Genomic DNA, 20,115 nt, shown 5'->3' on the forward strand with positions numbered 1-20,115 from the left:
GATGAAGGATAGAAGGGAATTTTTCGTCAAAAGCTTTAAGGGCTTGTGTCTTTGTGCTGGAGGAGGCTTTTTAGCGACTTTAGCTTTAAAGGCTGATGAGGGCGTATTTTTGCGTCCTCCCGGAGCTGAAGATGAGGAGAGATTTTTGAGTAAATGCATTCGTTGTGGATTATGCGTGAAAGCCTGTCCTTACGATACTTTAAAACTTGCCTCCTTGCTTGATGCGCCACAAAATGGCACACCTTTTTTCAAGCCGCGTGAAATTCCTTGTTATCTTTGCGAGGATATTCCTTGCATTAAAGATTGTCCAACCGATGCTTTAGATAAAAATTATCTTAAAAAAGAAAATGGCGTTAAAGAGCTTAAAATGGGTATAGCCATAGTCGATAGTGCTTCTTGTGTGGCACACTGGGGCATACAATGTGATGCGTGTTATAGAGCCTGTCCTTTAATAGATAAAGCCCTAAAAATCGAAACAAAACGAAATGAACGCACCGCTAAACACGCTTTTTTACTACCTGTGGTCGATCATGAATATTGTGTAGGCTGTGGGCTTTGTGAGAAAGCTTGCATTACCGAAGAGGCAGCGATACGCGTTTTACCAAGAAGTTATGTTTTGGGTAAAGCTGGGGCGCATTATGTTAAAGGCTGGGATAAGCAAGATGAAGATAAGCTCAAAAATTCTAGCACGCAAAGAAAGCTTGATAATGAAAAGGCTAAAGACTATCTAAACGCGGAGGATTTGTTGTGAAATATCTCATTTTAAGACGCGTGGTTCAAATTTTGCTTTTAGTGCTTTTTGCTTTTAGTGCCTTTGACTTCATTTTAAAGGGTGATTTAAGCTCATCTAAGCTTTTTTCTACCATACCTTTAAGTGATCCTTTTGCTGTGCTTCAAATTTATCTTGCTAGTTTTAGTGTGGATTTTATGGCTTTACTTGGAGCTTGTGTGGTGCTTGTTTTATATGGAGTATTTTTGGGCAGGGCTTTTTGTGCTTGGGTATGTCCTGTGAATTTAATTACAGATTTTGCTGCCTTTGTAAGAGCGAAATTTGGATTTAAATCAAATAAAAGCTTAGTTTTAAGCAAAAATTTGCGTTATTATCTCTTAATCTTGGTTTTAATCTTATCTTTCACGCTTTCTTTGCCTGTGTTTGAAGGAATTTCTTATATAGGGATCGTGCATAGAGGGATTATTTTTGGAGGAGCTTCTTGGCTTTTTGTTGCTTTTGTGATCTTTTGCATTGACGCATTTTTAAGTCCTAGAGCGACTTGTTCGCATTTATGTCCTTTAGGAGCTTTTTACGCTTTAATGACGCGTTTTGCCCTGCTTAAAATTAAGCATAGGGTAAGTAAATGCACTAAGTGCTATCATTGTGTGAGCGTTTGCCCTGAAAAGCAAGTGCTTTGGATGATAGGAAAGGAAAGTGCGAGTGTGAATTCTGGCGAGTGTATAAGGTGTGGTAGGTGCATTGATGTATGCAACGATGATGCTTTGAGTTTTAATATTTTTGATTTAAGGAAAAAAGATGAAAAATAAAATTTTCTTAGTTTCTGCGGCGGCGGCTTTATTTTTAGCAGCTTGTGCGGTGAATAATGGGGTAAGTTCTGAGCAAATTGGACTTAGAAAGGCGAATTTAAATAATGAAAATAGCGTAGTTTTAAGCGATATTAATTATAGTGGCTTAGGTGCTGGAGAATCAGCTCTTTTAGAAAGAGCTTTTGAAAACGCTCCACCGCTTATCTCGCATAATCTTGATGGTATGCTCCCTATCACAAAGGAGAGTAATTCTTGCTTAACTTGCCACGATAAAGCTATCGCTAGGGATGTCGGTGCTATCGCTGCTCCTGCGAGTCATTATTATGATTTTCGGAAAAATAAACCAACGGGCGATGTGATTAGCGAGGTAAGATATAATTGCATTCAGTGCCATGTCGCTCAAAGTGATGCCAAGCCTTTGGTGGGTAATACCTTTAAAGCGGAATTTAAAAATGAAGCACTTAAGAGCAAATCCAACTTACTTGATGTGATGAACGAGGGCGTAAAATAATGAAAAAATTCCTCCTTCTTTTTGTGTTAAGTTTGGAGCTTATGGGCTTTAAGGTGGAGTTAAATTCTAATGTTACCGCTTTAAAGCTTGAAGAAAAAAGCTTATATATAGGCACAGATGAGGGGGAAATTTATATTCTAGAGACACAAAATTTAAAAGGGCAAGATGAAGATCTTTTTCTAAATGAACCCTTTGTTAAATTTGAAAAAGTGCAAAATTATTATGAAACTTTAGGGGCTAAAATTTATTATATTGATGTGCTTAATAATAAAATGCTCGTTTTAAGTGAGGGCGATTTTGGGAGTAAAAATTTAAGCATTTATGAAAATAAGCGTTTATTGAAAACCAAAAAACTTGAATTTGAGGGGGTAAATCGTGCCTTTTTTATCGATGAAAATACCCTGCTTGTTGGTTTAATAGGCTCTGAAGTCAAGCTTTTAAATTTGGATTTTAAGGAATTAAAAAGCTTTAAATTTTCTCACTCTAGCCTTAATGACATTGTTTTAAGTGAGGATAAAAAGAGTTTTGTAGCTGGGTTTGAAAGTGGAGAAGTGGAGCTTTTTGACTTAGAAAAATGGCAAATTCTTAAAAATTATAATGCTATACATAAGGATAATATTTATCAAGTGAGTTACAAAAATGGCGTAATTTTAAGCTGTGGCACGGATAGGCGTGTGGGTGTGATAAGAAAAGAGGAGCAAAATTTTTTGCAAAAAGATTTTTTAATCTATGCTTGCGCCTTAAGTCCTAGTGGAAAATTAGCTGCTTTTAGTGATAATAATAGCGGTATTACGGAGCTTTTTGAAACAGCTACTTTAAAAAGCGTTAAGAAATTTGAGGATTTGGATATGATGAGTGAATTTATCGTATTTTTAGATGATAGCACTTTGCTGATTTCTGGTTTTGGTAAGGTGATTTTGATGAGGAGTTTATGATGAATCTTTCTAGCGTTTTGATTGTCGCTAAAGAAGAGATGATTGACATTTTAGCCGAAAGTATCGCTAAGATAGAGCTTTGCTCTGTGGAGCTTAAAGAAAAAGATAAATTGGTCGTGGTAATAGAGAGTGAGGATTTAGATAGTGAGCTTAAAGCCTACAAAAAGCTTGAAGCTTTACCAAATTTAATTAGTATCAATATGATTTTTTCTTATCAAGATTTAGATGAAGATATACAAAAAGCACTTAATAGCGGCGCAATAGAGAGTATAGAAAAAAACGAAAAAGCTGAAAATGTCGTTTATAATGGCAGTGTTTTTCAAAAAATGTCCTAAATTTTCGCTACAATTCTTTCTTTAAATTTTAAAGAAAGTTGTGCATATGGTTTTTTTACTTCCCTTGCTTTTTATTATCGCTTTACTTTTTGGCATAGATTATTATTATTTTAAAGATATTAAGCAAGAAAAAATTCAAAAAGAAGAAAATAATTTAACCCTAGAGCAAGAAAAACGCAAACATATAGAAAGCCTTTTTAAAAACAAATGAAAAAACTTTTAGCGATTACTCTGCCTGTTTTAATGGGCTATATCCCTCTTGGAATGGCTTTTGGAATTTTAGCTTCTAGTGCTGGATTTAGCTTTTATGAAGTGCTTTTAAGCTCTGTGGTCGTTTATGCTGGGGCTGGGCAGTTTATTTTAGTTGCTTTAATAAGCGGTGGGGCAGGGTTTTTAGAGGTCGCCTTAACCTCATTTTTGGTCAATTTCAGGCACTTTTTTTACACCCTATCCTTGCTAGAAGAATTTAAAAAGATGAATTTTTTAAAACATTATGCCATTTTCTCACTCACAGATGAAAGCTTTGCTATCATTAGCTCTAAAAAAAGACAGATAAAAAATTTAAAGCAAAAAGGACATTCTCGGTTAATTTTTATTATTTGCCTTTTAAATCATAGCTACTGGATTTTAGGCTCTTTGCTTGGATTTTTGTTTCAGCAAAATGTTAGGATTGATTATAGTGGGATAGAATTTTCTCTTAATGCGCTTTTTATCGTCTTAGCTTATGAGCTTTATAAGCAAAATCCCAAATTAAAAATTCTTCTTTTTGCCACTTTGCTTTCACTCATCGCACTTTTTTGCATCGATAAGGCATATATGTTTGCTTTTTGTTTGAGTGTGGGACTTGCTTTACTTCTTTTAGGGAAAAAATATGTTTGAAAATTATATTTTAATGATGATTTTTGCGGCTTTTCTTGGCACTTATCTTTCTAGAGTTTTGCCCTATGCTCTTTTTAAGCATAAAAAAGAAAGTCAAAATTTGCTTTTTATACAGAAAAATATGCCTTTACTTATCATAATCATTTTATTTTTTTACACCTTTTATGGGGTAGATTTTATGCGTTCTCCTTACGGACTTGATATGATTTTAGCTTGTGTTTTTGTCTTTCTTTTTCATCTTAAATTTAAAAATGCACTTTTAAGCATTATTTTGGGGACGATTTTTTATATGATTTGTTTAAGATTATAAGGATTTTTGTGGAATATTTTTTATTATTTCTTACTCTTATGCCCATCTCTCTTTTGCCCGGTTTTAATATGCTTTTAGCCTTTTCTTTAGGACTTAGCTTAGGTTACAAAGCGACTTTATGGGTTATAGTGGGGCAGTTGGTAGGACTTGCTTTGGCTGTTGGAATTTGCATTTTGAGCTTAAATTTTCTATCACAATTTGAGTTTATTTTTCAAATTTTAAAATATTTTAGCGTCGCTTTTTTACTTTATATGAGTGTTAAATTATGGCGAACAAAACTAAGCATAAAACAGGATAAAATCACAAAAAAACGGCGATTTTCCCTTATGTTGCAAGGCTTTATTACTTCAGTAAGTAACCCAAAAGTGTGGATTTTTTTCTTTTCTCTTTTGCCCTCTTTTATCCATTTAAATTTATTTTTTCTAATGAGTTTAATTCTTAGCATAGAATTTTCTTGCCTTAGTCTTTATGCTTTGGGCGGAAGTGTTTTTAAGCATTTTATGAACGCGCATTTGGATAAAATCGGCAAATTTAGTGCCTTGTGTATCGTTGGGATCGCCCTTAGCTTTTTGCTTGAATAAAATAAAGCTTTGTGCTAAAATATTTCAAATTTTTTCAAGGAAAATGATGAAAAATACTATCACAGAAGCCTCTATTTATGAAGCGCAGGGGCTTAAAAACGAGGCTTTAGAAATTTATAAAAAGATACTTAAAAATGATCCTAGTAATGAAAATGCCATTGTGGCTATTCGAAGGTTGAGTGGTTTGCGTTCTAAAAATAAGGATTTAAACATACAAATGCTTGATTTTTTTCTCACTATGCAAAGCGAAGAAGAGATTAACGAATTTAAAAGGTGGTTGATAAAAATATGAATTTAGAGGATTTAGCAAAAAAAACGATTGATGAAGTGCATCATCAAATCAAAGAACAAGAAAGGCAACTTCAAAGCCTAAAAGAGCAAGAGGAAGAACATCAAAAAGCAGATGAAGCTAAAATAGAAGTGCTTGAAGATGATCATTTAAAAACAAGCCAAGAAGACATTTTAGAGCAAATTCAAATGGCAAAATTCCAAGAAGAGCAAGAAAATTTAGAAATTAGCGAACAAGACGAAACGAAGAAAGAGCCTTTAAAAGAAGAGCCTATCGAAGAAAGTGAAATTTTAAATCCTAACATCATAGCTAAGGTGCAAAGTTTAAATGAAGACATCTTTTTGAAAAACCTAAAAGAGCGTATTTTGGTGCTTTTTGAGGGGCTTAATGACACTAAAAAAGAAGATTTGGACGCTAGACTTGAGCTAACGATTAATTTTTTAGAGTTTTTACTTGCAAATATCGAAGATAGACTTAATAAATAAGCTTCAATTTATAAGCGATTTTTTACGCCCTCATACTCAAAGAGCTTATTTGGTCGGTGGGAGTGTGAGAGATTATTTTTTGGGGCTTGAACTTAGGGACTTTGATGTAGAAGTTTATGATATAAGTCCTAAAAAATTTGATGATTTAATGCAAAAACTTGGTGCAAATGGCTATGGGAAAAGCTTTTTTGTCTATAAATTTCAAAATTATGATTTAGCTTTAGCTAGAACGGAAAACAAAAACGCCTTCGGTCATAAAGGCTTTGAAGTCCAACTTTGTAACGATGAGGCTTTAGCAGTTAAAAGGCGTGATTTTACCCTTAATGCTTTGATGATTAATATTTTTAGTGGTGAGCTTTTGGATTTTTATGGCGGATTTAAAGATTTAAAAAGCGGAATTTTAAGGCATATTGATGATAAAAGTTTTATGGAGGATAGTCTTAGAGTTTTAAGGGCTGTGGGCTTTGTCTCTCGCTTTAATTTTCATCTAGCTCCTCAAAGCTTAAATTTAATGAAAACTATGGATATAAGCGATTTAAGTGAAGATAGAATCAATACTGAGCTTTATAAATTTTTTAAAGGAGAGCATTTAGCTTTAGCTTATAAAACTTTGCAGGATTTAGGGCTGGAAAAAAAGCTTTTTGGTGTGGAATTTGATGATGAGAATTTTTTAAAATTATTAGAAAATGCTAGGAAATTTGTCAAAGATGAAGCTTTATTTTTATATCTTTATCTTAATTATTTTAACATTAAAGAGCCATTTTGTAAAAAATCTAAGCTTAAAAAAAAGCTTTTAAATCAAGCCTCTCAGCCTTTTTTTAAAAAAAAGATAAGTGATTTAGAGCTTTTAAAAATCGCTTCTTTAATGCCGCTTAAATCTTGGCTAGGGCTTTGGGATAAAAAGCGTATTGAAAGGGCTAAATTTTTAGGTGTTTATGAGGAGAAATTTCATAGTCAAATTCAAGCTCAAACTTATCTAAAGCAGGGATTTTCTGGTAAAATGCTAGGCTTAAAATTACAAAGCGAGAAAGAAAAAGAAATGATGGCTTATTTGGAGGGATTAAAATGCACTATGTCTTAAAAATTTGCACAAAAGATGCTAAGGGGCTTATTTATAGAATTGCTGATGTGATTTTTAAATATCATATTAATATTATTAAAAACGATGAATTTGTCGGTGAAGAGATATTTTTTTTCCGCGCACTTTTAGAGGGAGAATTTGAGCCAAAAGCCTTTGTGGGAACACTTGAAGCTATGCTTGGAGAGGGAGCATTAATAGAACTTCACGAAAAAAGAAAAAAAGATATTGTCATTTTTGCTACTAAAGAAAGCCATTGTTTGGGGGATTTACTAATCCGTCATTATAGTAATGAGCTTGAAGCAAACATTAAAGCCGTGATTTCTAATCATAATGAATTAAAAGACTTGGTTGATAAATTTAATATCCCTTATCATCTCATCAGTGCTGAAAATACAAGCCGCGAGGAGCAAGAGGGTAGGGTGCTTGAGTGCCTTGAAAATTATCAATTTGATTATTTAGTTTTAGCTAAATATATGAGAATTTTAAGTCCAAATTTTGTGCGACATTTTGAGGGTAAAATTATTAATATTCATCACTCATTTTTACCTGCTTTTATCGGTGCAAACCCTTACAAACAAGCTTTTGAAAGAGGGGTTAAGATTATAGGAGCGACTGCACATTTTGTTAATAATAATTTAGATGAGGGTCCTATCATCACTCAAGATGTGATTAATATCAATCACGAATTTAGTTGGAGGCAAATGCAAGAAGCAGGGAGAAATGTAGAAAAAAATGTTCTTTCTCACGCCTTAGATTTAGTTTTTGAGGATAGAATATTTATCCATAAAAATAAAACTATTATTTTTTAAAGGAATTTAATGCTCTATATTTACACAAAAACCCCAGACGCCTTAGTAAAAAGGCTAGAATTTGACTTTAAAAGCGGAGCTTTGCCACAAAATATCCTTTGGATAGATTTATTACACCCAAAGCCTGATGAGATTAGTTTTATTTCTTCGCATTTTAACTTGCAATTTCCAAGCGAGGAAGAAAGAGGTGAGATAGAGCTAAGTGCTAAATACTGGGAGGATAGCACTAGCATTACAATCAATGCACATTTTTTAATGAAAGGCTTAAAGCTTGATGATGAGAAAAATCTCAACCTTCACACCGAAATCATCACCTTTGCTACGGCTAAAAATATCCTTTTTACCGTGCGTTATAGCGATTTTAGCACCTTTAATGAAATTCAAACCCGCATTTTAGCCAGTCCTAAAAATTTCGAAGATGGTTTTGATATTATTGACAAAATGTTTGAAGTGCGTGTGGAAAAGGATGCGGACTTGCTAGAGTGGATTGATAAAGAGGCGAGGCGTTTAAGAAGTAGTATTTTAGAAAAGAAAAATGAGGGTGGGTATGATGAGCTATTAAAGGATATTTCAAATTTGCAAGATTTAAATATGCGTGTTCGCGACTCCCTTTTTGATAAACGCCGTGCTATGACCTCTCTTTTAAAAAGCGATAAAATCGATAAGGATATTAAGCAAAATTTAACCATAGTTTTAAAAGACTTAAATTCGCTTGTGGAATTTAGCGTTTCGCAATTTAATATCTTAGATAATATTCAAACCATACTTACAGGGCAGATTAATATCGAGCAAAATAGGACCATTAAACTTTTCACGGTTGCTACTGTGGCGATGATGCCGCCGACTTTAATAGGAACGATTTATGGAATGAATTTTAAATTTATGCCTGAACTTGAAATGCACTATGCTTATCCTATTGTGCTTGGTGTGATGATAATCTCTATCATCGTCCCTGTGTATGTTTTTAAGAAAAAAGGTTGGTTGTAAAGGAGAAAAAATGGATATTATTAACATAGGAATTTTAACCCTAAGTGATAGGGCAAGTAGTGGAATTTACGAGGATAAAGCCACTTGTGAGGTAGAGAGAGTCTTAAGCTCTTATATTAAAAATCAAATTATTTTTCATAAAGAGCTTATTGCTGATGATTATGATGAGATAGTTAAAAAACTGATTTTTTTAAGCGACGAGAAAAAATGCGATTTTATCGTTACGAGTGGTGGCACAGGACCTGCACTTAGAGATGTAACGCCTGAAGCCACAGAGGCGGTTTGCGATAAAATGATGCCCGGTTTTGGGGAATTAATGCGGCAAGAGAGCTTAAAATTTGTCCCCACAGCCATACTTTCAAGGCAGAGTGCTGGTATTCGTGGCAAAAGCTTTATCTTAAATCTTCCGGGTAATCCAAAAGCCATAAAAGAGTGCTTAGAGCCTGTTTTTCCGGCTATACCTTACTGCATAGATTTAATAGGTGGTGCGTATATAGAAAATAATGAGGATAATATTAAAATCTTTCGTCCTAAGAAAAAGTAATTTTTAGTGCAAACCCTCCCTTTATCAAAATCAAATTTTTAAAACTTTCTTTTAAGCCCTATATTTTATGGGCTTATCTTAATTTTATGCCATTAGGACAAAAAAATCTCATTTTAATTTTATTTTAAGAATTTGTTTTTTTTTTTTTTGGTAAAATCCAAAGTTTTTAAATATAAAAAGGAGCTATCATAATGCTAAATAATTTTAAACTGGGGACTAAAATTATCACCATTGTTCTTTGTTGTGTATTTTTAGTTATTTTCTTTTTAACTCTCATTGTTTCTTATCAAAGTTATCAGGTTTTAAGTGAAGAGGCGCGTTCCTTAATTGATAACGCAGGTGCAAGAAATGTTAATAAGACGGAAGGCTTTATCAATCGGGTAAGTGCAACAACTCAATTTGCGGTTAATAGACTTAATACAGCATTAGAGCGAGGAGAGTTAAGTGATAGGGAATTGTTAGATGTTTTAGAGGCTTTATCGGGTTCATCTGATTTTATAGAATATGCTTATATCATTTTGCCTCATTCTAAGTCTTATATAGCAGCAAATGGAGCGGGTGAAGTGATGGATAATGGTCTTAAAAATGTGCTTAGTCAAAATATTGATACTAATAATGATAAAATGTTTGTGTCTAAACCTTTTAATGTCCAAATTAAAAATAAAAATATTTTCACAATCAATTTTAGCTTTAACATCTTTAATTCTCAAAAACAAAAGGTAGGAACCTTAGGCATTTTGTATAATGTGAGTGCTTTAAGTCAGGATTTGCTAGACCCAAGACGCAGTATTTTTAGCGAGGATAGAAGATTTTTAATGACTCAAGATGGCGTGATTTTCTTGCATCCTAACAAAGACTTCTTAGGTAAGAATTTGCGTGAGGTAAATACTGATGAAAGTGCGCAAAACATTATAAATGCTTCTATGGAAAATAAACGAGGAATTTATGAGTATGATTATATGGGTAGTGCGTATATGGCTGGGGTCCAACCTTTTAAAATTGCTAATTCTGATGCCTATTTCACTATGGTTACTGTCGCTCCAACTCGCAGTATTTACGAGCCTTTCTATGACTTATTGTTTAGCATAACTTTGACTTCTTTGATTAGTTTGCTGGTGCTTAGTGTCGCCATTTTGTATTATGTTAAAAATTATATTACTACAAGAATTGAAAATGTATCCAAGCATTTGTTTGCGTTTTTTAAATATATCAATCTAGAAACGACAGAATTACCTGGCAATTTACGCCCTCGTGCGAATGATGAAATCGGTCAAATGGCAGCTGCTATTAACGACAACATCAAAGCCACCAAAGAAGGCTTAGACCAAGATAAACAAGCTGTAAAAGAAAGTGTTACCACAGTAGGCATAGTTGAAAACGGAGATTTAACAGCAAGAATTACAGCGAATCCTAGAAACCCTCAACTCATAGAGCTTAAAAGCGTTCTTAATAATCTTTTAGATGTCTTACAAACTAAAGTGGGTAAAGATATGAATAAAATCCACGATATTTTTGAAGAGTATAAAAACTTAGATTTTAGACACAAAATAGAAAATGCAAGCGGTAGTGTAGAAGTAACCACTAATGCCTTAGGCGAAGAAATCATCAAAATGCTTAAACAAAGCTCAGACTTTGCAAATTCTTTAGCTAATGAAAGCTCCAAACTTCAAAACGCTGTGCAAAACTTAACAACAAGTTCAAATTCTCAAGCAGCTTCACTAGAAGAAACAGCTGCTGCTTTAGAAGAGATTACTTCCTCTATGCAAAATGTCTCTCAAAAGACAAGTGATGTTATCGCTCAAAGTGAAGATATTAAAAATGTAACAAGCATTATAGGTGATATAGCTGACCAAATCAATCTTCTAGCCCTTAATGCTGCTATTGAAGCTGCAAGAGCAGGAGAACACGGAAGAGGCTTTGCCGTCGTGGCTGATGAAGTCAGAAAACTAGCAGAAAGAACCCAAAAGTCTTTAAGTGAGATAGAAGCAAATACTAACCTTCTCGTTCAATCTATCAATGATATGGCAGAAAGCATTAAAGAGCAAACTGCAGGTATCACACAGATTAATGAAAGTGTAGCTCAAATCGACCAAACCACTAAGGATAATGTAGAAATTGCTAATGAAAGTGCTATCATCTCTAATAATGTTAGTGATATAGCAAATAATATCCTTGAAGATGTGAAGAAGAAGAAGTTTTAAAACTTTAATTTATACCCACTCTTATAACCTCCACTTTTTTGTGGGGGTTAGTTAATCAAATTTGTTATAATTTTTATTAAATTTCAAACTTTGTAAATTAAATTTAAATAGCAAATTAAATAATAAGGATTTTAACAAATGAACAAACAACTCTCTTTAAAACAGCTTAGTGTTCCAATATTTTGCGAGATGTTTTTACGCTATCTCTCTTTAATCATCAACACCGTTATGGTCTCTCAATACTCCAATTCCCTAGTCGGTGCTATGGGTGCTGGAAATCAAATATTAGATCTTTTCATTACCATTTTTAGCTTTTTAAGCGTGGGTTGTAGCGTAGTCATCGCACAGGCTTTAGGAGCTAGGAATTTCACTCTTGCTAGGAAAGTAATTCATCAAAGCTTGTTTTTAAATGCACTTTTGGGCTTTTTTTGTATGCTTTTTATTTTATGGCAGGGAGATTTTCTACTCACTTTGCTTAAAATTCCCAATGAGCTTTTAAAAGATAGCCAAATTTATTTACACATGCTTGCGATTTGTCTCTTTTTTGACGCTATTGGTATCGTTATGGCAGCCGTTGTGAGAGTGTATAATCACGCTTTTTTTGTGATGTTTGTAACTCTTTTAATGGATGGATTTATCATTTTTGGAAATTATATCGTCTTGCATCACACAAGCTTAGAGCTTTTTGGAGTAGGGCTTAGTAATATCTTTGGGCGCATTTTAGCTATCTTAGCGCTTTTCTTTATCCTTGCTTTTAAGCTTAAAATTCATCTTAAAATCCGCGAAATGTTTGCCCTTGAAAAAGAGGTTGTTAAAAAAATCTTAAATATAGGTGGCTTTTCAGCTGGAGAAAATTTACTTTGGATCGTGCAATACACCATAGCCTTTGCCTTTGTGGCAAGTTTGGGTAAAGAAAATTTAAGCGTTCAAACGATTTATTTTCAAATTTCTATGATGATTATGCTTATTGGTCAAGCCATAAGCGTGGCTAATGAAATCATCATCGGCAAACTTGTTGGTGCTAGGTATTTTAATGTTGCCTATAAGCACACTTGGGTCGCTTTATATCTTAGTCTAGTAGCTTCTTTGGTGGTGGCTTTACTTAATTTCATTTTGCAAGATTTTACTATGAATACTCTCAAGCTTGAAAATGTGCTTAAGGAGCTTATGATACCACTTTTTACGCTTTCTATTTTTCTTGAGGTTTTCCGCTCTTTTAATATAGTGATGGTTAATGCTCTAAGGGCGAGTGGCGATGCAAAATTTCCATTTTTTAGCGGACTTGTTTTTATGATGGGCGTTTCTTTGCCTGTGGGCTATGCTTTGTGTTTTTATGCTGGGCTTGGGATAGTGGGTGTGTGGCTTGGCTTTTGCGCTGATGAGTTTTTAAGAGGCTTGGTGAATGCTTACAGGTGGAAAAGTAAAAAATGGCAAAACAAAGCACTCGTATAACTTGGCGGAATTTTAAAATTTGCGTGTTTAAAAAAGCTGTGAGAAATCTTATCTTAAAATTTGATAGTAGGGTAGGGGAATTTAAGCTCACTTTGCCTTATTTTTATCCCTTAGAAAGACTTGAAGAATTTTTGATAAAAAATGAAAAATGGCTTGAAAATGCGTGGCAAAATTATCAAAAAAATTTAAAAAAAGAAGATGAAGTTGAATTTCTTGGTAAAAAATACAAGCTTATTTTAGAGCCAAATTTAAGCAAAGCACAGCTTTTCAAAAATGAGATAAAAACGCCAAATTTAGAACATTTGCAAATTTTTATAAGGAAAAATGCTAGGATTATTTTTAATTTTTATCTTAAAAAATGGCAAAGAAAAACAGGGCTTTATGCGACAAAAATTCGCCTTAAAACAATGCAGACGCGTTGGGGTTCTTGTAATCATAAAAAAGCTTACATTAATCTTAATTTAAAATTAACAGAAAAGCCCCTAAAAGCGATAGAATATGTCATCTTGCACGAGATAGCACATTTAAAATTCCCTCATCACGGCAAGGAATTTTACACATTTTTGCTTGAAAATATGCAAGATTTTAGGCAAAGAGAAAATATATATTTTAAAACCCCCTTAAAATAGGGGGGAGGGTTAAAAGGAAAGCTCGTTTAGACTTTCAAGCCTTGCGATTTGCTCCCAAATTTCATAAGCCTTAGTTTCATCAATGCAAATTAGAGCATTATTCATAAATTTAGCTTTTAGCTCCTCAAGGCTTAGAGGATTGTCAAAATTACCCTTATTGATGAAAATATCTTTTTGAATTTTTTTGCCATTTTGCAAAGTAGCTTCTAAATGTCCCGGAAAATATTTGGGAAAGCCCTGCGAATTTCTTTTTTCATAAGTGATTTTTTTTGCAAAATCAAGCACTTCCTTACGCTTTAAATTTGCATAAGAATCAAGAGTGATTTTGCCATCGAAAAAACCCAAAGCCATTAAAAAGGGCATAGAAAATTTAGCTTCATAAGCACTTTTTGGAGTGTATTTAGCCTCTAAAGGATCACAAATAAAAGCGATAGGCACTTCATCAACAAAACAATGGATACTTTTTATCTCATCAGCCTTAAAGCCGTCATTTTTTAAAGAAATTGCACAGTCAATAAGTCCATGTGCAAAATGACAGCTTGGATAAGGCTTAATCGACACTTGCATAATTTGCCAAATTTCATTTAAACCCTCACTAAGTGCGTCTTTATCGCACTGCTCTTCTATACCAAAGCATTTAAAGACATTATCACGCCCCTCAAAAATGCTTAATGGACCACTCATATCATTTTTAGCAAAATGAGCGATGATGATAGAATTTTTAATAGCATTAGCAATATGTAAAACCTTAGAATTTGAGCCATTTGACAAAAATTCATTAACCCCACTTGCAAAGCTTCCCGCAAGTCCTAAGGCATTGACGATTTGCTTTTTGTCTAAATCAAGCAAAACAGCCACCGCACTCACTCCACCAAAAATTCCCGCAATAGCCGTTGTGTGAAAGCCTCTTTTATGAAAGCTTCCCTTACTTGCTATACCGACTCTAGCAGCCACTTCCCAGCCTACAATAAAGGCTTTTATGATCTTTTTTGCGTCTTTAGTAGCGTGAAAACCATAGCTTAAACAAAGAGGGGTCAAAATGGCACTAGCGTGCAAAATGGCTTCTGTATGTGTATCGTCAAAGTCTAAAGCGTGTGCTGCTATGCCATTTAGCATAGTGGCATAAATGGGATCTAATTTTTTATCACTCACCCAAATAGGCGTGTTTTTAACTAAACTTAAAGCGTCAAAGGCTTTAAAAGCGTTTAAAACGCATTCTTCCTTACTTGCCGCCAAACCCGTGCCAAAGCTATCAAGCATAAGTTCTTTAGCTCTTTGAACGACAGAAAAGGGGAGGGTTTCAAATTTAAGATTTGTGATAAAATCTGCTAAATTTTCGCTATAAAACATAAAATTTCCTATTTTAAAATAGCACTATTTTTAATTTTCGCTAAAAATTCATCGACAAGTTTTGGTGCATATCCTACATAAGTGCTAGCATCGAGCAAAGCGTCAATTTCACTTTCTTTTAAGACCTTAGAAACCCTTTTATCTGCCAACAACACTTCCTTAAAACTCTTTTTCTTTTCCATACCTAGCATAGCATTTTCATAAACGATTTCGTGAGCGTGCTGCTTACCATAATGATCGCTCAAAGCAAACATCACGCGTTCGGCTAAAACAAAGCCATTAAGAGTGTTGAGATTTTTAAGCATTTTGTCTTTTTTAACTTCCAAATCACTAAGCGCAAATTTCATATTTTCCAAAACGACAGAAAGCATTAAAAACATTTCTGGCAAAAGCTTCCATTCCATTTTCCATACCTGCCCATCTCTTTCGTGCTCGTGCCTTTCTATATCGCTTAATATGGCTAAATTTGCCTTTAGAGCGTTACTTACGGTAACGGCATTTTCACTCACGGCTGGATTTCTTTTATGCGGCATAGTGCTTGAGCCTACCTGACCTTTACCAAAAGGCTCGGCAACTTCATCAATTTCATTATGTGCTAAGATTAAAATTTGATGAGCGATTTTGTTAAAAGTGGCATTAATATTGCCCAAAACAAAGCCAAGTTCGATAAAGCGGTCTCTTGCTGGCTGCCAAGAGATATTAGGCACTTCAAGCTTTAAATTTTCTAAAGTTAGCTTCTCTACTTCATTACACTCATCACTTAAACTTGCCTTAGTCCCCACAGCACCTACTATACTACCGACATAAAGTCTTTTTTCAAGCTCTAAAATTCTTTCAAAATGGCGATCAAGCTCACTAAGCCAAATGGCAACCTTATGCCCAAAGGTAATAGGCAGGGCTTGAAGAGCTAAAGTTCTTCCCATCATAGGGGTATTTTTATGTGTTTTAGCAAGTTTAGCTAGTGCTTTTGCTATGGCTTTTAATTCACTTTTTATCAAAGTCATCGCTTCTTTAAACTGCAATACAAGTCCCGTATCAATGACATCTTGAGTTGTTACTCCAAAATGCACATATTCACCCAAATTATCATCACAAGCCTTTTCTAAGCCTCTTACCGTTGGCACTAGGGGGTGCTTAGTCTTTTTATATTCTGCGAAAATGAAATCCATATCCATAAATTTATAATGTGCTTTTTTAGCAATTTCATCGGCGGCTTTTTTAGGGATAATCTTAAGCTTGGCTTGTGCTTTAGCAAGTGCTGCTTCGACATCGAGCCATTTTTGTATGCGGTTTTCTTCGCAAAAAACCGTACGCATACTCTCACTACTCCAAGAATTCGCTAATAATCTTTGGTCAAATACGCTAACTCCTGTCATCTTCACTCCTTATTTTTTAATACCATTAAAAGCCTGAGTTAAATCAGCAATCAAATCTTTAGGATCTTCAAGTCCTATATGAAATCTCACAAAAGGACCTCTAGCACTCCAATCAGTCGCTGTTCTAGGAGGAGTTGTTACCGTGGCTAGACTTTCATAGCCACCCCAACTAGCACCTATGGAGAAAAATTGCAATAAATCTACAAATTTAATCGCATCATCTTTAGTGTAACCTTCGGCAAATTCTATCGTTACCATACCATTAGCACCTTTGTGATCGCGTTCGAAAATGTCGTGATTTGGGTGAGATTTTAACTTAGGATAAAAGATGGTTTTAAGCTCTTTTCTTGTTTGTAAAAATTCGACTACTTCATCAGCACTTTTTTCGTGTGCTTTCATTCTCACATCTAAAGTTCTCATACCACGAAGCACTAAATAGGCATCATCTGGACTTGTCGTAAGCCCTAAAGCTTCTGGAAGTTTGTCGAAATTTTTCCACTCTTTTTCATTAATGACAACTATACCCATAGTAACATCTGAATGCCCACTTAAATATTTAGTCGCCGCTATAACGGAAATATCCACACCAAGTTCTAAAGGATTTAAAAAATACCCACTTGAATAGGTATTATCAATCGCCACAGGGATATTGTGAGAGTGGGCGATTTTACAAAGCTTTGGTAGATCTATAATCTCATATAAAATTGATCCCGGCGACTCACATAAAATAAGCTTAGTATTAGGCTTGATTTTCTCCTCCACATCACTTGCATCAGCTTTTAAGAAATCAATCTCAACGCCCATTTTTTTCAAAAATAAGTCGCAAATCGTCCTCACAGGTCCATAAATTGCATCAGTAATTAAAAAATGCGCATCCTTGCTTGCATAATTTAAAAGCACCATAGCTAAAGCTGCCAAGCCCGTTGGAAAAAGCTGTGCTCTATGTCCTCCCTCAAGCTCACAAATAAGCTTTTCAAGCTCGAAATTTGTCGCTGTGCCTCTAGCACCATAGCTTAAAACACGCTGGGTTTTTCTTAACTCTCTATATTTTTGCCAAGTGGCGTGATCTTTAAAAAGTATGGTTGATGCACGCATTAGGGTTGGATTTACCGATCTTACTTCGGCATTTTCATCGCCTCTTCCGCAATGGATAAGTTTTGTTTTGTTATTCATTTTTTCTCCTTTAAAGATAAATATAAGTCATAATAATATTTACAATAGCCGCTACAAGCATAGGAATAGCCGTTCGCTTAATCACAGCAAAAGGACTCACCTTTGCAATCGCCGAAATAGCTAGAATTGCCGGAGCAATAGGGCTAACGCACCTTCCAAAACCTGTCATTATTTGAATAGGAGCTATCATAGTGATAGTTTCAACGCTAAAATGCTTTGCTATATTTGGGATAAGCGGAGCAAAGCTAAAAAACGCCGCATTACCACTTCCCATTAAAAAGGCACAAACAGCAAGTAAGATTGAAACAGCAATGATAATGGCAAGCACTCCAAAACCTGCATTTTTACAAAATTCTATTAGAGTATCGACAAAGCCTACGGATAAAAGCCCACTTGCAAACACTTGACCACAAACGATAAGAGATACGGTAATTACAAATAAATGTCCCATACCCTTAAAGAAAATCATAATAGAATTTAAAGTATCTACAACACTTCTATAACGAATCATTTCAAATAAAATGGCAATAAATGTCGAAATAACCATAGCCACAGGGACATTCATTTTAATCGCCGTGCTAGCCGCAGCTTTGACCTCTTCAGCTGTGCTAAAACCTAGCAAAACCAAAATACTATCCAAAACAGCACTAAAGCCTAAAATTAAAACCAAAGGAATAATAGGCAAAATGGCGTAAATTCTAGGAGGCTTTTTAAGCTCCTCTTCCTTACCTTTGTTTTCATTAAGTTCTTGCTCTATCTTTTCAGCGTCAAAGACAAAACAATCTTTTTTATCAAAAAATTTATTACAAAGATAAAGAGCTATACCTACTGCGATGATGATAGGTAGGGTTGTGGGTAATTGATAATGAACGAAATAAATCGCAGGGTCAATCTCAGAGACTTTTGACGCCATAATAACATTACCGCTTCCAGGTCCGTGGTCGATATATTGACAAATAGCAATGACACTTAAAGCTGAAAGCTTCGAAACGCCCGAGCGAACGAGTATAGGATACATCGTAACCATAAGCAAAAGTGCCAAACCAGCGTGAGATGGGATAAAAAGAACCAAAAATTGCACGATAAAATAGGCAACTATCAGTAAAATATAAGGTGATTTTACTGCTTTTAAAGGCTTTTCAAAAACCTTAAAAAGAGCATAAGAAGCCCCAACATGGTCCATATAAGCAGAAAAACCCGCTATACACATTAAAGTTAAGCCAAGTCCTGCTAAGGTGCTTGACATCGTTTGATTAAAAACTTGAAAGATATCAAAAAAGCCCAAATTTAAAGAACCCTTAGCCACAATATGCGGTGAAAGTCCAAAAATAGTAGCCAAAGAGAGTAATAAAAGTCCACTTAAAAGCAATGCCATATGTGCATTAATCTTTTTATAAAGCATAAAAACAAGTAAAAAAACGCTAAATAAAGAAAAAGTAATCCCTAGCATAACTTATCCTTTTTGAGCGATAATCTCTATCTCAATTTTAGCTTTTTTCGGCAAATCTTTAACTGCAAACGCACTTCTTGCTGGGTATGGTGCTTGAAAAAATTCTGCATAGATTTCATTAAAGGCTGCAAAGTCATTAATATCCGCTAAAAAACAAGTGCTTTTTAACACCTTATCATAACTAATGCTATTTTCTTCTAAAATGGCACCTATATTTTTTAAAGACTGCCTTGTCTGCTCTTTAATGTCCTCGCTTTCTATCTCTCCTGAAGTAGGGTTAATAGGAAGCTGCCCCGAAATAAATAAGAGTCCATTTGCCTCTCTATAAGCAGAGTAGGGACCTATAGCCTTAGGATAATTTGACATAAACGCTCCTTTAAATACAAATTAAATAAATTATATTGTATCATTAATAATAATATTTTGTCAATACTTTTTTATTATAATAATAATTTTTTATTTTTAAGAAAATTTTTAAAGATAAAGAGTAGAATTTAGGCTTTTATTAAGTAATAATAGGGGATTTTATGAGCGAAGAGCAAAAAGAGCAATTTATTAGATTAACACATTTTTTAGGAGAAGTTTTAGGAGTGCAATATGAAGTCGTCTTTCACATCATCGAAAAAGACGGAGCAAGAATAGCTGCAATAGCCAACAATCACATCAGCGGACGCACTCTAAATTCTCCACTAACAGCTTTTGCAAGTGAGCTAATCCAAAATAAAAGATATTTAGAAACGGACTTTTTGTGCGATTATAAGGCTCTTGTAGGGCAGTCAAAACTCATACGCGGTTCGACCTTTTTTATTAAGCACGGTGATGATTTAGTAGGAATTTTATGTATCAATCACGACACTAGTATTATGAGAGATATAGTGTGTAAAATTATAGATTTAGAAAAAATAGGCGATATGGGTGCATTTTTGGGTAAATGCGAATTTAATAGTCCAAGCATAGAGACATTAAGTCCTAGCATAGAAGATATTTTAGCTCAAAGTGTCGATGCGAGTTATTTAAATTCCAAGTATCAATTAAGCATAGAACAAAAAGAAGAGCTTATAGGAAAACTCTATGAAAAGGGTATTTTTAACATTAAAGGGGCTGTTCCTATCGTGGCGAAATTTTTAAAAATTTCCGAACCTAGTGTTTATAGATATTTAAAAAATTTGAAACAGCATTAAAATTAGCCAATAATTTTG

The 20,115-nt window shown here is 34.3% G+C and carries 24 protein-coding genes; 19 read left to right on the top strand and 5 right to left on the bottom strand.

The genetic code is table 11. The features are described from left to right. Position 1 precedes the first annotated feature (1 nt). The 18 genes from napG (at position 2) to NYG92_RS02475 (ending at position 13,567) form a co-directional block, all read left to right on the top strand. Positions 2–751 carry a ferredoxin-type protein NapG gene (gene napG, locus NYG92_RS02390; RefSeq protein ID WP_289233506.1) on the top strand — a complete coding sequence of 250 codons (750 nt, stop codon included), beginning with the start codon at positions 2–4 and terminating at the stop codon, positions 749–751. Next, positions 748–1,539 carry a quinol dehydrogenase ferredoxin subunit NapH gene (napH, locus tag NYG92_RS02395; RefSeq protein WP_270976406.1) on the top strand — a complete coding sequence of 264 codons (792 nt, stop codon included), beginning with the start codon at positions 748–750 and terminating at the stop codon, positions 1,537–1,539. Before napG ends, napH begins: the two co-directional genes overlap by 4 nt. Next, complete coding sequence (locus NYG92_RS02400; protein WP_270976407.1) at positions 1,529–2,050, top strand: nitrate reductase cytochrome c-type subunit; 522 nt, start codon at positions 1,529–1,531, stop codon at positions 2,048–2,050. The genes napH and NYG92_RS02400 overlap by 11 nt, the downstream gene beginning before the upstream one ends. Further along, positions 2,050–2,985 carry a WD40 repeat domain-containing protein gene (locus NYG92_RS02405; protein ID WP_289233435.1) on the top strand — a complete coding sequence of 312 codons (936 nt, stop codon included), beginning with the start codon at positions 2,050–2,052 and terminating at the stop codon, positions 2,983–2,985. The genes NYG92_RS02400 and NYG92_RS02405 overlap by 1 nt, the downstream gene beginning before the upstream one ends. Beyond that, positions 2,982–3,320: a chaperone NapD gene (locus NYG92_RS02410; RefSeq protein ID WP_270976409.1), complete on the top strand. Its 339-nt coding sequence runs from the start codon at positions 2,982–2,984 to the stop codon at positions 3,318–3,320. Before NYG92_RS02405 ends, NYG92_RS02410 begins: the two co-directional genes overlap by 4 nt. 46 nt (positions 3,321–3,366) lie before the next feature. Next, positions 3,367–3,531, top strand: coding sequence for a hypothetical protein (locus NYG92_RS02415; RefSeq protein ID WP_257433314.1), 165 nt, complete (start codon positions 3,367–3,369; stop codon positions 3,529–3,531). Continuing rightward, on the top strand, positions 3,528–4,199 hold the full coding sequence (locus NYG92_RS02420) for an AzlC family ABC transporter permease (RefSeq protein WP_270976411.1): 672 nt from the start codon (positions 3,528–3,530) through the stop codon (positions 4,197–4,199). Before NYG92_RS02415 ends, NYG92_RS02420 begins: the two co-directional genes overlap by 4 nt. Then, the gene (locus NYG92_RS02425) at positions 4,192–4,509 is read left to right on the top strand and encodes a branched-chain amino acid transporter permease (protein WP_270966549.1); all 318 of its coding nucleotides are present in this window, start codon (positions 4,192–4,194) and stop codon (positions 4,507–4,509) included. Before NYG92_RS02420 ends, NYG92_RS02425 begins: the two co-directional genes overlap by 8 nt. 8 nt (positions 4,510–4,517) lie before the next feature. Continuing rightward, a complete protein-coding gene (locus NYG92_RS02430) occupies positions 4,518–5,090 on the top strand; it encodes a LysE family translocator (RefSeq protein WP_289233436.1) in 573 nt (190 codons plus the stop codon). 43 nt (positions 5,091–5,133) lie between these two features. Next, positions 5,134–5,382, top strand: coding sequence for a hypothetical protein (locus tag NYG92_RS02435; RefSeq protein ID WP_099462039.1), 249 nt, complete (start codon positions 5,134–5,136; stop codon positions 5,380–5,382). Further along, a complete protein-coding gene (gene ciaD, locus NYG92_RS02440; protein WP_270976413.1) occupies positions 5,379–5,864 on the top strand; it encodes an effector protein CiaD in 486 nt (161 codons plus the stop codon). Before NYG92_RS02435 ends, ciaD begins: the two co-directional genes overlap by 4 nt. Further along, complete coding sequence (locus tag NYG92_RS02445; protein WP_289233437.1) at positions 5,833–6,945, top strand: tRNA nucleotidyltransferase/poly(A) polymerase family protein; 1,113 nt, start codon at positions 5,833–5,835, stop codon at positions 6,943–6,945. The genes ciaD and NYG92_RS02445 overlap by 32 nt, the downstream gene beginning before the upstream one ends. Next, positions 6,930–7,754 (top strand): formyltetrahydrofolate deformylase, encoded by an 825-nt coding sequence (gene purU / locus NYG92_RS02450; RefSeq protein WP_289233438.1) that lies wholly within the window; start codon positions 6,930–6,932, stop codon positions 7,752–7,754. Before NYG92_RS02445 ends, purU begins: the two co-directional genes overlap by 16 nt. Positions 7,755–7,763: 9 nt before the next feature. Further along, positions 7,764–8,741, top strand: coding sequence for a magnesium/cobalt transporter CorA (gene corA / locus NYG92_RS02455; RefSeq protein WP_004277283.1), 978 nt, complete (start codon positions 7,764–7,766; stop codon positions 8,739–8,741). Positions 8,742–8,751: 10 nt separating this feature from the next. Then, on the top strand, positions 8,752–9,285 hold the full coding sequence (mog, locus tag NYG92_RS02460; RefSeq protein ID WP_270966554.1) for a molybdopterin adenylyltransferase: 534 nt from the start codon (positions 8,752–8,754) through the stop codon (positions 9,283–9,285). Positions 9,286–9,476: 191 nt separating this feature from the next. Continuing rightward, positions 9,477–11,486, top strand: coding sequence for a methyl-accepting chemotaxis protein (locus NYG92_RS02465; RefSeq protein ID WP_289233439.1), 2,010 nt, complete (start codon positions 9,477–9,479; stop codon positions 11,484–11,486). A 138-nt stretch (positions 11,487–11,624) separates the two neighbouring features. Continuing rightward, entirely contained in the window at positions 11,625–12,938 is a 1,314-nt protein-coding gene (locus tag NYG92_RS02470; protein WP_289233440.1) for an MATE family efflux transporter, read from the top strand. After that, positions 12,914–13,567, top strand: coding sequence for a M48 family metallopeptidase (locus NYG92_RS02475; RefSeq protein WP_139032436.1), 654 nt, complete (start codon positions 12,914–12,916; stop codon positions 13,565–13,567). The genes NYG92_RS02470 and NYG92_RS02475 overlap by 25 nt, the downstream gene beginning before the upstream one ends. A gap of 9 nt (positions 13,568–13,576) precedes the next feature. Here the strand turns inward: NYG92_RS02475 and NYG92_RS02480 are convergent, their stop codons facing one another. Genes NYG92_RS02480 through NYG92_RS02500 form a run of 5 tightly spaced genes read right to left on the bottom strand, consistent with a single transcriptional unit; the run spans position 13,577 to position 19,282 of the window. Next, positions 13,577–14,917, bottom strand: a complete 1,341-nt coding sequence (locus NYG92_RS02480; protein ID WP_289233441.1) for an MmgE/PrpD family protein — start codon at positions 14,915–14,917, stop codon at positions 13,577–13,579. Positions 14,918–14,925: 8 nt separating this feature from the next. Beyond that, positions 14,926–16,293, bottom strand: coding sequence for an adenylosuccinate lyase (gene purB / locus NYG92_RS02485; protein WP_270978185.1), 1,368 nt, complete (start codon positions 16,291–16,293; stop codon positions 14,926–14,928). Positions 16,294–16,302: 9 nt separating this feature from the next. Next, positions 16,303–17,466 (bottom strand): cystathionine beta-lyase, encoded by a 1,164-nt coding sequence (metC, locus tag NYG92_RS02490; RefSeq protein WP_027304049.1) that lies wholly within the window; start codon positions 17,464–17,466, stop codon positions 16,303–16,305. 10 nt (positions 17,467–17,476) lie between these two features. Continuing rightward, a complete protein-coding gene (dcuC, locus tag NYG92_RS02495; RefSeq protein ID WP_289233442.1) occupies positions 17,477–18,916 on the bottom strand; it encodes a C4-dicarboxylate transporter DcuC in 1,440 nt (479 codons plus the stop codon). A gap of 3 nt (positions 18,917–18,919) precedes the next feature. After that, positions 18,920–19,282 (bottom strand): Rid family detoxifying hydrolase, encoded by a 363-nt coding sequence (locus NYG92_RS02500; protein WP_139018163.1) that lies wholly within the window; start codon positions 19,280–19,282, stop codon positions 18,920–18,922. A 161-nt stretch (positions 19,283–19,443) separates the two neighbouring features. Between NYG92_RS02500 and NYG92_RS02505 the strand changes: the two genes are divergently transcribed. After that, a complete protein-coding gene (locus NYG92_RS02505; protein ID WP_270976425.1) occupies positions 19,444–20,097 on the top strand; it encodes a helix-turn-helix transcriptional regulator in 654 nt (217 codons plus the stop codon). Positions 20,098–20,115: the final 18 nt, after the last annotated feature.

It is taken from the genome of Campylobacter felis (assembly GCF_030250085.1).
Taxonomy (GTDB): Bacteria; Campylobacterota; Campylobacteria; order Campylobacterales; family Campylobacteraceae; genus Campylobacter_D; species Campylobacter_D upsaliensis.

Excerpts from the sequence above, each read along its gene's own strand:
- napG (WP_289233506.1), top strand. The coding sequence starts at position 2 with ATGAAGGATAGAAGGGAATTTTTCGTCAAAAGCTTTAAGGGCTTGTGT.
- NYG92_RS02400 (WP_270976407.1), top strand. The coding sequence starts at position 1,529 with ATGAAAAATAAAATTTTCTTAGTTTCTGCGGCGGCGGCTTTATTTTTA.
- NYG92_RS02405 (WP_289233435.1), top strand. The coding sequence starts at position 2,050 with ATGAAAAAATTCCTCCTTCTTTTTGTGTTAAGTTTGGAGCTTATGGGC.
- NYG92_RS02410 (WP_270976409.1), top strand. The coding sequence starts at position 2,982 with ATGATGAATCTTTCTAGCGTTTTGATTGTCGCTAAAGAAGAGATGATT.
- NYG92_RS02415 (WP_257433314.1), top strand. The coding sequence starts at position 3,367 with ATGGTTTTTTTACTTCCCTTGCTTTTTATTATCGCTTTACTTTTTGGC.
- NYG92_RS02420 (WP_270976411.1), top strand. The coding sequence starts at position 3,528 with ATGAAAAAACTTTTAGCGATTACTCTGCCTGTTTTAATGGGCTATATC.
- NYG92_RS02425 (WP_270966549.1), top strand. The coding sequence starts at position 4,192 with ATGTTTGAAAATTATATTTTAATGATGATTTTTGCGGCTTTTCTTGGC.
- NYG92_RS02435 (WP_099462039.1), top strand. The coding sequence starts at position 5,134 with ATGATGAAAAATACTATCACAGAAGCCTCTATTTATGAAGCGCAGGGG.
- ciaD (WP_270976413.1), top strand. The coding sequence starts at position 5,379 with ATGAATTTAGAGGATTTAGCAAAAAAAACGATTGATGAAGTGCATCAT.
- purU (WP_289233438.1), top strand. The coding sequence starts at position 6,930 with ATGCACTATGTCTTAAAAATTTGCACAAAAGATGCTAAGGGGCTTATT.
- corA (WP_004277283.1), top strand. The coding sequence starts at position 7,764 with ATGCTCTATATTTACACAAAAACCCCAGACGCCTTAGTAAAAAGGCTA.
- mog (WP_270966554.1), top strand. The coding sequence starts at position 8,752 with ATGGATATTATTAACATAGGAATTTTAACCCTAAGTGATAGGGCAAGT.
- NYG92_RS02465 (WP_289233439.1), top strand. The coding sequence starts at position 9,477 with ATGCTAAATAATTTTAAACTGGGGACTAAAATTATCACCATTGTTCTT.
- NYG92_RS02470 (WP_289233440.1), top strand. The coding sequence starts at position 11,625 with ATGAACAAACAACTCTCTTTAAAACAGCTTAGTGTTCCAATATTTTGC.
- NYG92_RS02475 (WP_139032436.1), top strand. The coding sequence starts at position 12,914 with ATGGCAAAACAAAGCACTCGTATAACTTGGCGGAATTTTAAAATTTGC.
- NYG92_RS02480 (WP_289233441.1), bottom strand. The coding sequence starts at position 14,917 with ATGTTTTATAGCGAAAATTTAGCAGATTTTATCACAAATCTTAAATTT.
- purB (WP_270978185.1), bottom strand. The coding sequence starts at position 16,293 with ATGACAGGAGTTAGCGTATTTGACCAAAGATTATTAGCGAATTCTTGG.
- metC (WP_027304049.1), bottom strand. The coding sequence starts at position 17,466 with ATGAATAACAAAACAAAACTTATCCATTGCGGAAGAGGCGATGAAAAT.
- dcuC (WP_289233442.1), bottom strand. The coding sequence starts at position 18,916 with ATGCTAGGGATTACTTTTTCTTTATTTAGCGTTTTTTTACTTGTTTTT.
- NYG92_RS02500 (WP_139018163.1), bottom strand. The coding sequence starts at position 19,282 with ATGTCAAATTATCCTAAGGCTATAGGTCCCTACTCTGCTTATAGAGAG.
- NYG92_RS02505 (WP_270976425.1), top strand. The coding sequence starts at position 19,444 with ATGAGCGAAGAGCAAAAAGAGCAATTTATTAGATTAACACATTTTTTA.